Below are 14,731 nucleotides of genomic sequence, written 5' to 3'. Positions count from 1 at the left end.
CTGAAAGCCCCGCGGGCCCGCTCTGAAGGCCGCACCTGCAACGTTGCGGCTCCTGCCAAGGACTCCGGCCATTAGCCGCGAACCGAGGCGGTGTGCCGTATCACTGGCAGCGACAGCCTTCCGGGCACGCAGAGGCGTTTTGGGGGGGGAACCAGAGGCTCCCTGGTATCCATGGAGGGCCTTGCCCGCCAAGCGCTGAATACAGGGCGAACAGATGGCGGAGGCTTCCAATCCTGACGAGTAGCAAGTGTCAATGGCTAAATCAGACGCCGTTCGGGTATCGATCAGCACTCGCTTCCTGCTGATGGTGTTGCCGGTCATGTTGTTGGTGTCGCTGGTATTTATGGGCGTGCTGGCCCACACCGAGCTGCGCCATATCGAGCAGTTGAATCAACAATCGGGGCAGGCATCAACCCGACAGCTGGCGGCGATGCTGTCCGGTCCAGTCTGGACGATCGATTTGCGGCAGGCCGGCCTGCTGCTCGAAACCGCTTTGGAAGAAGAGTCCCTGGTTTGTGCCCAGCTTCAGTTCACCAACGATATAAAAGTCATCAGCAAGGGTGACTGCCCCGCTCCAACCGACACCGTGGAATTCTCAGCTCCGATCGAGCATGCCATTGGCGAGGAGGCCGACACGATTGGCACCCTGTCCCTCCACATAAAGGTTGCGTCACGCTGGGCGGGTATCGCCGACGAGTTGGGTAACATTGCCGTCATCACGGTGATTCTGTTCGTGGCGCTGATCGTGTCCGCCGGCTTTGCCTTCCGCATGACCATCTTCCGCCCCCTGCAGCGGGTGTCCGATTCGCTGCGGGAGTACAGCAAGACGGGGATCCGTCAGTCGGTCGATTGGCAGGCCCGGGACGAACTGGGCTTGTTGATCCGAGAGTACAATGACAGCCTGGAACGCCAGGCTGAAACGGAAAGGAGCCTGGAGAACCAACTCCGATTTGAGCAGACTCTCAAAGACACCCTGCCCATCCCCATTGCGGTGGTGACCCTGGACCAACATCTCCGGGACATGAACCCGGCGTTCCACCGGCAATTGCACTTGGCACCGGACCACAGTGAGCCGCTGCTGGTCACCGACTACCTGCCCGGGTTGGACTGGGAGGCCATGCTTGCGACGCCGATGAACGAAATCATCCAGCTTGAGACCACACTGGATAGTGGACCGTTAACTGGCCAGACCTGGATTGTGCACGCCTCACCGGTAACCGGAACCGCAGGCTTTCGATTCGGTATCGTTGTTGCGTTACTTAACATTACCGAGCGAATGGCCGCCGAGCGGCAGGCCCATATCGCCAGACAACAGGCTGAGCAGGCCCTGGCCGAACTGGAAGAGGCGCAGGAGAGCCTGGTTCAGGCCGAGAAGATGGCTTCACTGGGCAGTTTGGTAGCCGGTATCGCCCATGAGATCAATACACCGATTGGCAATAGTCTCACGGTGGCCACCACCCTTGAGGACCGAACCCAGGACTTTCGCCAGGAACTGGCCAGCGGGGCACTGCGTAAGTCCAGCTTGGAATCGTTTCTGGAGAATATCGACGAAGCAGCAACGATTCTGATCACCAGCCTGCGAGCCGCCGCTGAACAGGTTAAGAATTTCAAACAGGTGGCGGTGGATCAGGCCAGTTCCCAGCGTCGCGAATTCAATTTGGCGGATGTCATGGACGAGGTCATTTATACCCTGCGTCCGCGCATCAAGCACACACCCCACCGGGTGGAACTCGACATTCCGGACGATATCACCATGGACAGCTTTCCCGGTCCCCTGGGTCAGGCGATCACCAACTTGTTCAACAATTCCCTGGTCCATGGGTTCGAGGGCGTCGAGCATGGTGTGGTGAGTATTTCCGCGGAACGGGTCGGTGAGTCTGAGGTGTTGATCAGGGTACAGGATGACGGCTGCGGAATTCCGGAGTCGTGCCAGCACCGGGTGTTCGACCCGTTCTTCACCACCAAGATGGGGAAAGGGGGGTCGGGGCTCGGGCTGAATCTCGTCTACACCCTGGTAACCGGGGTCCTGGGCGGTGAAGTTAGCCTCACCAGTGCGCCCGGCGAAGGTTGCTGCATTGAACTCAAACTTCCCCTGCAAGCACCCGAAGCCATCCAGGTGGCGGAGGAATAACAGCCAGGGATGACTAACAGGTTTTGTCCGAGGAGATGCCTATGCCGGACGTGGAAGATGAAGAACTCGTCCAATTCGCGGACGATGACGACTTCAGTGCTGCCTCGACAGCCGAGGATGCGCCTTGGCGGATACTGATTGTTGACGATGAAGAGCAGGTGCACCAGGCCACACGGTACGCCTTGAAGGACACCCTGATCCTTGGGCAGCCCTTGCATTTCGTCAGCGTGTACTCCGCAGCTGAGGCCAGACAGGTACTGGCAGACGAGGCGGGATTCGCCGTCATCCTGCTGGATGTGGTCATGGAGTCCCCCGACGCGGGGCTCGGGCTGGTGAGCTTCGTTCGCGATACCTGCAACGACCCATGCGCCAGGATCATATTGCGCACCGGGCAGCCGGGGTATGTCCCCGAGCTGGAAGTGATTCAGAAATATGACATCAACGACTACAAGTCCAAGGAAGAACTAACCCGGGTACGGTTGGTTACCACCGTCACCGCCGCTGTCCGCGCCTTCCAGCAGCTGCAGACCATTGAAGCCAGCCGCCGCGGCCTGACTGAGATAGTCAGTGCCGCCAATCAGCTATTCAAGGAACGGGGGTTGCGCACTTTCTCCCAGGGAGTTGTCATGCAACTGTGCGCCCTTCTGCACATCCGGGAAGAAGGTTTTGCCTGCTGTCACTTCGAAGGTGCCGATATTAACACCCTGAACGTTTTGGCCGGTGGCGGACAGTATGCGGCCGGGATGGACCTGGACCTGGACGAGTCAGGAGATGACCCCCTGATACAGCACATCCGGGAGGCCTACCGGGCAAAGCAGAGCAAGATTCTACCGGACCGAGTGGTGCTCCATGTCATGTCGCCCCAGGGTGACGAACTGGTGATTCACGTGCAGACCCGGAAACCCTTGAACGACATCGACCAGCAACTGCTGGAGTTGTTCTCGGTGAACATCGCCGTCGGCTTTGACAATGCCCGCATGTTCGAACATATCGAACGGCTGGCCTATACCGACACCCTGACCGGTCTTCCGAACCACGCGTCCCTGTCCGACGCCCTGGGCGTGCGGCTGAAAAAGGAAGCGCCCTGTATCCTGGTGCTCACCGACCTGGATAATTTTCAGGGTATCAATGACGGGCTTGGCCGGCAGGTGGGGGACAGTGTCTTGCGAGAGGTCGCCGGCCGGCTGCGGCAGGAATTTGAAGATGGCGGTGGTCTGGTTGCCCGTGTCGCCGCCGACAGTTTTGCGGTGCTGATTCCCAGTGACGACCGGACTGCCGCCGAGCGGAGGCTGCAACGCCTCATCAAGCGGTTCGAAAGGAATCTGGAAATCGCAGGAAACGAGATTCCGGTCAGCCTGACGGCCGGCCTGGCAATCGCGCCGGAACACGGTAAACGGGCCGAGGCCCTGCTGCGAAACGCCGGCATTGCCCTAAAGCAGGCAAAACGTACCCAGCGCTCGTCCTATTGCACCTTCGATCCCAGCTATGAGGCGGCCCTGAAGCATCGCCTGCATATCGGTCGGGAACTGCGTCATTGTGTGGAGCAGAATGAATTGCGGCTGTATTTCCAGCCCCAGATTTCCTTGCGTCGGCAGCGGGTGATCGGAGCCGAGGCGTTGGTGCGCTGGCACAAACATAATCGCGTCCTGGCGCCGTCGGAATTTGTGCCGGTGGCCGAGGACTCCGGCCACATCATTGCCATCGGCGCCTGGGTCCTGGAAGAGGCCTGTCGCACCCAAGTGGCCTGGCGGGAACAGTTGGACCAGGACATGGTGATGGCGGTCAACGTTTCCATGCGCCAGCTCACGGATCCGGATTTCTTCAGCGTGCTGGACGATGTTCTAGCCCGCACCGGTATTGCTCCACAACAGCTGGAACTGGAAGTAACCGAAACGATGATGATGACCGATGCCGAGACCTTGAAGGAGATTCTGTCGTTGGTGCGTGAGCGGGGGATCAAGGTGGCGATCGACGATTTCGGGACCGGCTATTCCTCCCTGGGATACCTGCAACAGTTGCCGGTGGACCGCCTGAAGATTGACCGCTCCTTCGTGCAGGGCCTTGATGAGCGTTCGGAAAGTCAGGTGATTGCGGCCCTGGTGGTGGAAATGGGCCACCAGCTCAAGCTCGAGGTGATCGCCGAGGGCGTGGAAACAGAATCGGAACTGGCTCTGCTCCGCCGTTTGGGCTGCGATGACGCCCAAGGCAACCTCTATGCGGAGCCCCTAGCCAAAGACGAAGTCGTCACCTTCGTGCAGCAGTTTGGCCAGGTTTGGTAGGCACTGAAGCGCAGCCTGGCGGCATCCGAGCCCAACAACCTTGTTGAGCCCTTCGTCGATTCAACCGGCGTGCTGTCCCGGCGCCGCTTCAGTGCCAGATCGGATACGGCGTCCCGCGAACGGGAGTGGTCCGGCAGCAACCAGGAAGAAGTGGCCCCCTCATCCCACTCCGGAGCCAGCCCCGGAGATTTTCTGATGATGGGTCATAGTGCACGGCGCCATGGCAATACCGTCTCCTGTACCACCTGTTTAGTTTGGTTAACAGCGTTTGGGAAAACGTCGAGTAAATATACAGGCCCCATCGATGGTCCTCTCAAAGGATTCGATAACCCCTTAAATCACTGTCGAACATTCCAGGGTGACACGGAAATTGCTGTCTTAATTTGGTAGTGAGCTGACGGGAATCGAAGCCATCCGGCCGGTGAGCTCATTCCGTAGTCCACAGCGGTGAAGACCCGGGCCGGTCCAGTCTTGTGGGGAGGTCGTATGAAACGCAGTGCTGTTATCGGATTACTGGTGGCGGGCGTCGCTGTCAGCGCCATGAATACCATGGCCAAGCCTCTGGAACGCGATCGTTATATCGTGGTGCTCAACCCCGATGCTGGGCCGCCAGCCGCCGTGGCCGAAGCGGTTGCCCGGAGTCACAACGGACGGGTGGGATTCGTCTACCAGCATGCCATCCAGGGCTTCTCCATCCTGCTCCCGCCGCAGGCCCTGCCCGGCCTCCATCGGGACGGGCGCATCAAGTACGTGGAAAGCGACGACCCGGTGCAACTGTTTAGCCAGCTCACCCCGACCGGCATCGACCGCAGCTACGATCCGGACACCAGCAGCTCCGATGCAGCGGGACTCTCCATCAATGGCATCGATGATTACCGCGTGGATGTGGACGTGGCCATCATCGATACCGGAATCGACTACCAGCACCCGGACCTGAACGTGGTGGCGGGCACCAACTGCACCTATCTCAGCGGGGGCGGTCCCCCCTGGATGCGTAATGCCTACTGTGTCGACGGCCTGGCCGAGGGTGACGACGATCATTACCACGGCACCCATGTGGGCGGTTCGGTCGGCGCTCTGGATAACGGCATCGGCGTGGTGGGCGTCGCCCCGGGCGCCCGCCTCTGGGCGGTGAAGGTGCTCGACAGCAGCGGTAGCGGCTACGAATCCAATATCGTGGCCGGCATAGACTGGGTCGTCAGCAAGGCCGGGGAAATCGAAGTCGCCAATATGAGCCTGGGCGGGGCTGGCCACAGCCAGGCGGAACAGGACGCCATCACCAGCGCTTACGATGCCGGGGTGGTTGTCGTGGTGGCCGCCGGGAACAACAACGACAACGCCGCCAACTACAGCCCGGCCGGATTGGACAATGTAGTCACGGTTTCGGCACTGGCGGACTTTGATGGCCGCTCCGGCGGCAGCAGCGCCTCCACCTGCCGCGACGACCAGGACGACACCCTGGCGGATTTCAGCAACTGGGGCAACAGCGTCGACATCGCGGCCCCCGGCGTCTGCATCACCTCGACCTATCCCATTGAGAAGGGGGAATACGGCACCATCAGCGGCACCTCCATGGCCTCGCCCCATGTGGCCGGCGGCGCCGCGCTGCTGGCCAGCGGCAATGCCCCCACCAACGGTGGTCAGGTGGATAACCTGGTCTCCACGCTGATCAGCAGCGGTAATTTCAATTGGACCGACGACTCCGGCGACGGAGTCCTGGAGCCGCTGCTGGAAGTGACCAACTTTCAACCCACCCTGGTCGCCGGTGGTGGCGGCAGCGGAGGCGACACCTCAAACACTGCGCCCACGGCCAGCTTTACCTACAGTTGCAATGAGCTGGCCTGCGGCTTCGACGCCGGCGGCTCCAACGACAGTGATGGCACCCTCACCCGCTACGACTGGGATTTCGGCGATGGCACCTTGGCCTCGGGAGTGAACGCTTCCCATACCTACGCCACTGACGGCACCTATACGGTCACCCTCACGGTCACCGACGATGACAGCAGCACCGACACCGATGTTCAGGAGGTAACCGTCAGTAGCGCTGCATCCGGCGATTTCAACCTGACCGCCTCTGGCTACAAGGTTAAGGGGCTGCAGAAAGCGGATCTGGCATGGAGCGGCGCGGACGGCGCCAACGTCGATGTCTACCGCGACGGTGCGCTGATAACCACAACCGTCAATGACACGGGGCACACAGACCCGATCGATCAGCGCGGCGGTGGCGATTACCGGTACCAACTGTGCGAGGCGGGCACCAGTACCTGCTCCAATGAGTCTCTGGTCACGTTCTAACCGGGGGAATCAGCAAGCCGAAGGTGTTCAATCGACTGTAAGCCAGATTACAGGAAGGAACTAGAAAGGATACCCCAACAATCCAGGGAGACCCGATATGAGCGAACTGTTCGATTTTGGCCAACGCATACTGGCGTCCCAGCCCTTCAGCCGCCTGCTGGCACCCGGCTGGACTCCTTCGAGTCCGGCAAGGCCGTTCTCACCCTGCCGGTTCGGAAAGAACTCAAGCAGCAGCATGGCTTCGTCCATGGCGGTGTGGTCAGCTACCTGGCCGACAATGCCCTCACCTACGCCGGCGGGTCCGTCCTGGGGGATTCGGTCACCTCGGAGTACAAGATCAACTACCTGCGCCCTGCCCTCGGCGACACGTTGATCGCGAGGGCTTCGGTGCTTTCTGCTGGCAGGAAGCAGGCAGTCTGCCAATGCGAAGTCGTCGCCCTTCACCAGGACGAGGAGCGGATGGTGGCCTTTGCCCAGGGCACCATCAACCGGGTTGGAGCGAGGGAGTAAGGTCCAGGTAGGAGAAGTGACGGCCCAGAGAACCCCATTCCCCACCACCCGCTATTCTCGAACCAGGGAAAGTGAGGTAGGGTTAACGATTACACGCAGGCTCGGCAGCGCACGGTTCAAGCATTGCCCCACGGCGATGCAACAACGTTTTGTCAGAGTCAGGGATCCGTTGCCATGTTTCAAGGAGGAGACCATGCCCCAATACCATCTGGCCCAGCTCAATATCGCCAAACTGGCTGCGCCCCTCGATTCGCCCCGGCTCGCGGATTTTGTGGCCAACCTCGATCGCATCAACGGATTGGCCGACCAGGCGCCCGGCTTCGTCTGGCGCTTGCAAACCGAAGAAGGCGACGCCACCGGCATTGACGCCTTCGGTTCGGATTACCTGGTCAACCTGTCGGTCTGGGACTCGATCGAGTCGTTGCACGATTATGTGTACCGGTCCGCCCATGTGGAGATCATGCGCCGTAAAAAGGAGTGGTTCCATAAACTGGGCGAGGCCCACATGGTGCTGTGGTGGGTACCCGCCGGCCACCGGCCAACCGTTGCAGAAGCCTCGAGCAAGCTGGACCAGCTGCGTAAGCTGGGCCCAAACGGAGAAGCGTTTACCTTCAAAAGACCGTTCGCCCCCCCACACCAGGCACCGGATACGTTGCCTGACGTCCGGGGCGGGGAATGTCCTGCCACCTGAGGCAACCGCAAGGACGGAGCCTGAAAGATGGAACCTTGAAAAAACGAGCGGAGTTCCCCCACCCTACTGCGCACCGCCGACGACCCTGACTTGCGGGACTCCTCGCGCGCGTTACGAAGCCAAGGGAATGGCACCGGTTGGACGCTACCATGCGCCGCCCGACCCAATGTTTCCGGTGGCACCAAGCACCGTTTGCCTTTATTCAGATGAATGGCCCGATGAATCAACTCGAATCACAGTCGTCGTTTCTTACAACCGTTATCAGGGAACAGGCGCCCCAGGAAGTCCTGCAGGTAGGCCTGGGCAACTTTGACCTGACCCTGTCCGTGTGCCGGGCACTCAATGACCTGGACAATTCAGCACTGACCCTGCTCACTCCGAACCTGATCCAGCACTCGGATTTCCTCAAGGAGGTAACGAAACGGGGGGTGGAGACCCTGATGGAGCTGGTGGAGCTGAACCGGACACCCGCCGATGAGGTATTGCCGGACCTGTACTTCCAGAACCGCTCCATCAACATGGCCATCGTTAACGACATGGGGCAGTTCGACCAGGCCCTGGTTGCCCTGTATTACGTCGACAAGATGCTGGTGTCGCGGGGCACGCTGGTCATCAACAACGCCAACAATCCGGTGATGAGAAAGCTGTGCCACTACCTGGTAGCAGAGCGGGAATACAGCCTGCAGCGAACCTTCGGCGGTGCCAAGGGCGAAGCCCTGCTGCCCCGGCTGCTTCGCAGCCAATTCCATAAAGCGCCCGAGTTTGTGAAGAATACCATGAAGACCCTCATCAACCCGGATCTGCTCAGGCTGGATGAAGACCCCAGGCTTCAGGGCTCCATGGTGGTGCTGACAAGGCGCGTTGAGGAGGGTGAGATCGACATGGATTTTGATACCCTGCTGGAATCCATTATGAACGAGTGAATCCGGACAAATCGATACCCCAGGCAATGACAGCCGTTTGCGGGGGGCACGAACTCTGCGACACTGATTGCCATGACAATGCACTCACCTTCACATCACGCTCCCTGTAACGCCGAGGCGGCTCACTGCCCCCTGTGCGGCCAGGAAAATCGCTGTGCCGTTACCGCCGGCCGGGAACCCGCCAGTTGCTGGTGTTTCGCACCAGACATCGAGTTTACCGAAGCGGTCAAAGCGGCCATTCCACCGGCAAAGCGGCTGACCGCATGCCTCTGTGCAGACTGCGTCGTCCGCCTGACTCGCCCAGCCCCAACGGAGCCAACCCCATGAAAGACCACATACTGCAAATCGCCGATTCGTTCTGGAACATTCGTGGCGAATTCAAGGTGGGCGGCATCGTGAACATCGGGACCCATGCCTCACTGGTGAGGCGCGGGAACGGCAAGTTCCTGTTACTGGATGCCTATACCCTGAACGAGGACATCAAAGCGAGGGTGGACGGGATGACCCACGATGGCGCCGACATCGAGGCCATCATCAACCTGCATCCCTTCCACACGGTGCACGTACAGGCCATGCACCGGCAATACCCCCATGCCCGGCTGTACGGCACCAAACGGCACCTGGAGAAATTCCCGGACCTGCCCTGGGAGCCCGAGCGTTCCGAATCCGAGGCCTGTGCGGCCCTGTTTGCGGATGATCTGGAATTTTCCGTTCCCGCCGGCGTCGACTTCATTTCCAGCAACCAACACCTGCACTTTTCATCGGTTTTGGCTTACCACCGGGCCTCGAGCACCATTCACTCGGATGACACCCTGATGTACCTGCGTTTGCCGGGTCCCTTGGGCAAGCTCAAGCAGCCGGAAATCACCTTCCACCCGACCCTGTCGAAAACCCTGGAGCGGCGGGCCGGCGCGGCGGGAGAGTTTCGCCAATGGGCCAAGGCCCTGGCCGAGCAATGGAGCGATGCCGAGAACCTGTGTGCCGCCCATTCCGCCACCCTGCTGGCCAGTGAGAACCGGACAGAGTCGATTGCCAACCGGATTCTGTCGGCCCTGCAGAGGGTGGAGAAAACCCTGCAGGCCCACGAAAGAAAATTTGGCTAGAAGCCCTGCCATGCGCCCCCCTGCCCGGCTCACTGCCGATTGCCGTTGATCCATATCCATTCATGTCGTCCTGGCCGCGTCTATACTTTGGCCTATAGACACCTGCCCTAATGCCCAGGAGGTACGGTATGACCATTCAGGATCAACTCGAGAGCACCATCAAGGCCCTGGTCCAGGACGGCAAGGGTATCCTCGCCGCCGACGAGAGCAGCCCCACCATTGCCAAACGGTTTGCCGCCATCAACGTGGAATCCACCGAGGAGAATCGCCGCGCCTACCGCTCACTGATCCTGTCGACCCCAGACCTGGGGCAGTACATCAACGGCGTGATTCTGTTTGAGGAAACCCTGGGGCAGAGAGACGAACAAGGTACGCCCCTGCCGGACGTGGCCGAGCGTCAGGGCATTGTGCCCGGCATCAAGGTGGACAAGGGCAAGGTGGCGCTGGCCAACGCGCCGGGGGACGAGATTACCCGGGGGCTGGATGGACTGGAGGCCCGCCTGGAGGGGTACATCGAGCAAGGTGCCCGCTTCGCCAAGTGGCGCTGTGTCTACCACATCGGTGGCCACAACCCGGGCCGGCTGGCGGTGGAGGCCAATGCCAACGTACTCGCCAGCTACGCCGCCATCTGCCAGGCTCAGGGGGTGGTGCCCATTGTCGAACCGGAAGTGCTGATCGATGGCGACCACACCATCGAGCGCTGCGCGGACGTGATGGAGGATGTGCTGCACGAAGTCTTTCACGCCCTGCACCGCCACCGGGTGAGCCTGGAGCACATGCTGCTCAAGCCCAGCATGGTCACCCCCGGCAAGGACCACCGCCCTCAGGCGACGCCGGAACAGGTGGCCGACTATACCCTGCGGATCTTCCGCCGCACCGTGCCCGCCGCGGTACCGGGTATCAATTTCCTGTCCGGTGGCCAGACTCCGGAGGAGGCCACCCGCAACCTCAACGCCATCAACTGCCTGTCCGACCGGCCGTGGAACCTGAGCTTCTCCTACGGCCGCGCCCTGCAGGAACCGGCGCTGAAAGCCTGGCAAGGCAATCCCGGCCAGGTACAGGCGGCCCAGCAGGCCCTGTTCCACCGGGCCCGCATGAACGGCCTGGCGGTACAGGGAGAGTATGGCGATACCGCCGAAAAAGACGCTTCCTGGGAACTGTAGCGGCGTATAGCTGAAGATGGGGACCTGACCAGGCTGGGATCAGGCCGCCGAACGGGCAATCTGGGCAGACTCCGCCAGAGCGGCGTAGAAGGGAGCCACATCGCGAATCTTGCGGGCCCTGGGCCACACCTGTTCGGCTTCGCAGTAGCCGCGGCGAAGGTAGTTGAGCCACTGTTTGAGCCGCCCGGTGACGTAACGGTCCCCCAGCCGCGGCTCCAGCTCGGTGCCGTAGGCCTTGATCAGGCCAACCACCTCGGCCCAGGTCATCTCCGGCACCGACTCGCCCTGCTGGCTGGCCTTGATCTGCCGCGCCAGGTCTGGCCGGGTAATCAGGCCACGGCCAATCATCACGTCGTCGCATCCGGTCACCTCGCGACAGCGCCAGTAATCCGCCACGGTCCAGATCTCGCCGTTGGCAATCACGTGGCTGCTCACCGCCTCCCTCACCCGGGCGATCTCCTCCCAGTAGGCGGGCGGCTTGTAACCGTCCACCTTGCTGCGGGCGTGAATCACGATTTCCGCGGCACCGGCCGCGGTCAGGGCCTCGCCACAGGCTACGCCCATGGAGCGGTCGTCGTAACCGAGGCGCATTTTTGCGGTCACTGGAATGTTCCGGGGCACGGCCTCACGCACGGCGGCGGTGATGGCATGCATCAACTCCGGCTCGCGCATCAGCACGCACCCGCCCTTATGGCGGTTGACGGTCTTGGCCGGACAACCGAAGTTGATGTCCACCTGTCGGGCGCCCAGTTCCACGGCCTTGACGCCGTGCCGGGCCATCATCGCCGGGTCGGAGCCCAACAACTGCACCGCCACCGGCACCCCTGAACGGGTCAAGGCATCCTGGTGCAGCTCCGGGGCGTACTTGTAGAAGATCCGCGGCGGCAACATGCCCTGGGTGACCCGGATAAACTCGGTCACGCTGCGGTCGATTCCGCCTACCCCGGTAAGGATTTCACGAATGGGGGCGTCGACCAGCCCTTCCATCGGGGCGAGGATAATTCGCATGGGTGCTCCGCAAACCGATCAAATGATGAACAGGCGCGCATTCTAACGGTTTTCGGATCAAAAGAAAGCCGCAACCCCGTTCCGGGTCATGGCTTGAGGGGATTGGCGGCGGGCTACTGGCCCAGGGCGTAGTTGACCCAGTAATCCAGCATCAAGGCCATGGATGAGCGAGTTTTGGCAGGCTTGGTGTGGTCGTTTCTCTTCATGACAAAGTCCTCTTCATCACTGTCAGCCGGGACAGGGTTCTACGATAAATCTAGAAGAGAATGGAGAGTTTGTGTAATCGAAGAAATCGGGCCAGACGAAAGGCCCTGGCTATCAGGGATGGTAGTGGGGGGCACGGATAGGCAATCTGTCTCCGTGAAGCTCGTAAGCTTGCAGTCCCGGTTTAGAGCCGATCGATGCCGGCAAACTTGCCCTGATCGTCGAACCGGATGCGAAAACTGCCGTGAATGCCGTCGCGGAGGAAGTACGGGGAGAGAATGCGGGCCGGGAAGCGGACGGACCGTCCGTCCCGGGCCCGGGCATGGACATCCCGGGCAGCCCCCTGATAGAGCTTGATCCACTCATCCGGGCTGATCGAGATGTCCACGACGACTTGCTGCATGATCGCTCCTGACCAGGAACCCGATCAGTTGGCCAGCTCAAGCAGCAGGCGGTTCAGCCGGGCCACGTAGGCACCCGGGTCCTGGATTTGCTCGCCGCTGGCCAGGGTGGCCTGGTCGAACAGCACCGCGGACAGTTCACCGAAGCGCTCCTCGCCCTGCTCGCTCTCCAGGCGCTGGACCAGCGGGTGCTCCACGTTGATCTCGAAGATCGGTTTGCTGTCGGGCACCTTCTGGCCCGCCGCCTCCATGATCTTCTTCATCTGGGCGCCCATGTCGTGGTCACCCACCACCAGGCAGGCCGGCGAATCGGTCAGGCGGTTGGTGACACGCACTTCCTGCACCCGGTCTGCCAGGGCCTTCTGGATACGCTCCAGCAGGTCCTTGTGGGCCTCGGTGGCCTCTTCCTGATGCTTCTTGTCCTCTTCGGTCTCGGTCTCACCCAGGTCCAGCTCGCCCCGGGCCACGTCCTGGAACTGCTTGCCGTCGTACTCGTTGAGGTAGCCCATCATCCACTCGTCGATGCGGTCGGACAGGATCAGCACCTCCAGGCCTTTCTTGCGGAACACTTCCAGGTGCGGGCTGCTCTTGGCCGCGACGTGACTGTCGGCGGTGATGTAGTAGATCTTCTTCTGACCTTCCTTCATCCGGCCGATGTAGTCATCCAGGGAAACGTTCTGGGTGGCCTCGCCGGTGTGAGTGGAGGCGAAACGCAGCAGGCTGGCGATCTTCTCCCGGTTGCTGAAATCCTCCGCCGGACCTTCCTTGAGCACGGTGCCGAACTCGTCCCAGAACTTCTGGTACTGCTCCGGCTCCTTCTTGGCCAGCTTGGACATCATGTCCAGCACCCGCTTGGTCAGGGCGGACTTGATGCTCTCCACCGTCTTGTCGTTCTGCAGGATCTCGCGGGACACATTCAGCGACAGGTCGTTGGAGTCGATCACACCCTTGGTGAAACGCAGGTACAGCGGCAGGAACTGCTCGGCGTCGTCCATGATGAACACCCGCTGCACGTACAGCTTGAGGCCACGGGGCGCTTCCCGGTTGTACAGGTCAAACGGCGCGCGAGCCGGCAGGTACAGCAGGCTGGTGTAGTCGAGCTTGCCTTCCACCTTGTTGTGGGACCAGGTCAGCGGGTCCTCGAAGTCGTGGCCGATGTGCTTGTAGAACTCCTTGTACTCTTCGTCCTTGATCTCAGTGCGCGGCAGGGTCCACAGCGCGGTGGCGTCGTTGACGGTCTCGTCCTTCGCTTCCTCGCCTTCTTCGGTGGTCTCCGCCTTCATGATGACCGGGAAGGAAATGTGGTCGGAATACTTCTTCACCAGGGAGCGCAGACGCCAGCCGTTGGCGAACTCTTTCTCTTCCGCCTTCAGGTGCAGGACGATCTGGGTACCGCGGGTTTCCCGAGTCACCGGTTCGATGGAAAACTCGCCGTCGCCGCGGGACTCCCAGTGCACGCCCTCTTCGGCCGGGGCACCCGCCTTGCGGGTAAAGACTTCCACCCGGTCCGACACGATGAACGCAGAATAGAAGCCCACCCCGAACTGACCGATCAGCTTGCTGTCCTTCTGCTCATCGCCGGAGAGCTGCTTGAGGAACTCGGCAGTGCCGGACTTGGCGATGGTGCCCAGGTTGGCGATCACATCGTCCCGGGACATCCCGATGCCGTTATCGGTCAGGGTGATGGTGTTGGCCTCCTCGTCGAACTCCAGACGAATGTTCAGGTCAGGGTCACCCTCATACAGGCTGTCGTCCTTGAGGGCGGCAAAACGCAGCTTGTCTTCCGCGTCGGAGGCGTTGGAAATCAGCTCACGCAGGAAGATTTCCTTGTTGGAATACAGGGAATGGATCATCAGGTGGAGCAGTTGCTTCACCTCGGTCTGAAATCCCAGGGTTTCTTTCTGTGATTCAACCGTCATGGCTTGAAGGTCTCCTGACTGCAGTGGAACACATCGAAGGCGGCCGACAGGCATCGGTCTACCGCCTCCATCATGATTCAATGCAATCAAAAGTGGGGCCGGGT

The 14,731-nt window shown here is 61.0% G+C and carries 12 protein-coding genes; 9 read left to right on the top strand and 3 right to left on the bottom strand.

Going from position 1 to position 14,731, the window contains the following annotated elements; translation table 11 throughout:
* Window positions 1-253 precede the first annotated feature (253 nt).
* The 9 genes from R3175_RS06535 (at window position 254) to R3175_RS06500 (ending at window position 11,095) form a co-directional block, all read left to right on the top strand.
* Window positions 254-2,131: a sensor histidine kinase gene (locus R3175_RS06535; RefSeq protein WP_318943067.1), complete on the top strand. Its 1,878-nt coding sequence runs from the start codon at window positions 254-256 to the stop codon at window positions 2,129-2,131.
* 41 nt (window positions 2,132-2,172) lie between these two features.
* Window positions 2,173-4,410: a putative bifunctional diguanylate cyclase/phosphodiesterase gene (locus tag R3175_RS06530; protein ID WP_318943066.1), complete on the top strand. Its 2,238-nt coding sequence runs from the start codon at window positions 2,173-2,175 to the stop codon at window positions 4,408-4,410.
* A gap of 486 nt (window positions 4,411-4,896) precedes the next feature.
* Window positions 4,897-6,705 (top strand): S8 family serine peptidase, encoded by a 1,809-nt coding sequence (locus tag R3175_RS06525; protein WP_318943065.1) that lies wholly within the window; start codon window positions 4,897-4,899, stop codon window positions 6,703-6,705.
* 30 nt (window positions 6,706-6,735) lie between these two features.
* Window positions 6,736-7,215 (top strand): PaaI family thioesterase, encoded by a 480-nt coding sequence (locus tag R3175_RS06520; RefSeq protein ID WP_318943130.1) that lies wholly within the window; start codon window positions 6,736-6,738, stop codon window positions 7,213-7,215.
* 193 nt (window positions 7,216-7,408) lie between these two features.
* The gene (locus R3175_RS06515; protein ID WP_318943064.1) at window positions 7,409-7,906 is read left to right on the top strand and encodes a DUF3291 domain-containing protein; all 498 of its coding nucleotides are present in this window, start codon (window positions 7,409-7,411) and stop codon (window positions 7,904-7,906) included.
* 218 nt (window positions 7,907-8,124) lie between these two features.
* Window positions 8,125-8,829 carry a hypothetical protein gene (locus R3175_RS06510; RefSeq protein WP_318943063.1) on the top strand — a complete coding sequence of 235 codons (705 nt, stop codon included), beginning with the start codon at window positions 8,125-8,127 and terminating at the stop codon, window positions 8,827-8,829.
* Window positions 8,830-8,901: 72 nt separating this feature from the next.
* A complete protein-coding gene (locus R3175_RS18100; protein WP_413231737.1) occupies window positions 8,902-9,156 on the top strand; it encodes a cysteine-rich CWC family protein in 255 nt (84 codons plus the stop codon).
* Window positions 9,153-9,932: a hypothetical protein gene (locus R3175_RS06505; RefSeq protein ID WP_318943062.1), complete on the top strand. Its 780-nt coding sequence runs from the start codon at window positions 9,153-9,155 to the stop codon at window positions 9,930-9,932. Before R3175_RS18100 ends, R3175_RS06505 begins: the two co-directional genes overlap by 4 nt.
* A 128-nt stretch (window positions 9,933-10,060) precedes the next feature.
* A complete protein-coding gene (locus R3175_RS06500) occupies window positions 10,061-11,095 on the top strand; it encodes a class I fructose-bisphosphate aldolase (protein WP_318943061.1) in 1,035 nt (344 codons plus the stop codon).
* A gap of 39 nt (window positions 11,096-11,134) precedes the next feature.
* On the opposite strand, the gene R3175_RS06495 is transcribed toward R3175_RS06500, so the two are convergent.
* The 3 genes from R3175_RS06495 to htpG all read right to left on the bottom strand — a co-directional run bounded on the left by R3175_RS06495 (window position 11,135) and on the right by htpG (window position 14,627).
* Window positions 11,135-12,103 carry a tRNA dihydrouridine synthase gene (locus R3175_RS06495; RefSeq protein WP_318943060.1) on the bottom strand — a complete coding sequence of 323 codons (969 nt, stop codon included), beginning with the start codon at window positions 12,101-12,103 and terminating at the stop codon, window positions 11,135-11,137.
* 388 nt (window positions 12,104-12,491) lie between these two features.
* Window positions 12,492-12,710 (bottom strand): DUF2835 domain-containing protein, encoded by a 219-nt coding sequence (locus R3175_RS06490; protein ID WP_318943059.1) that lies wholly within the window; start codon window positions 12,708-12,710, stop codon window positions 12,492-12,494.
* A 24-nt stretch (window positions 12,711-12,734) separates the two neighbouring features.
* Entirely contained in the window at window positions 12,735-14,627 is a 1,893-nt protein-coding gene (gene htpG / locus R3175_RS06485; RefSeq protein ID WP_318943058.1) for a molecular chaperone HtpG, read from the bottom strand.
* Between the last annotated feature and the right edge of the window lie 104 nt (window positions 14,628-14,731).

Origin of the sequence: Marinobacter sp., assembly GCF_033722735.1 — a bacterium.
Classification (GTDB): Bacteria; Pseudomonadota; Gammaproteobacteria; order Pseudomonadales; family Oleiphilaceae; genus Marinobacter.
The sequence above is the reverse complement of the archived record's forward strand: the minus strand, read 5'-3'. Positions and strand labels throughout refer to the sequence as shown.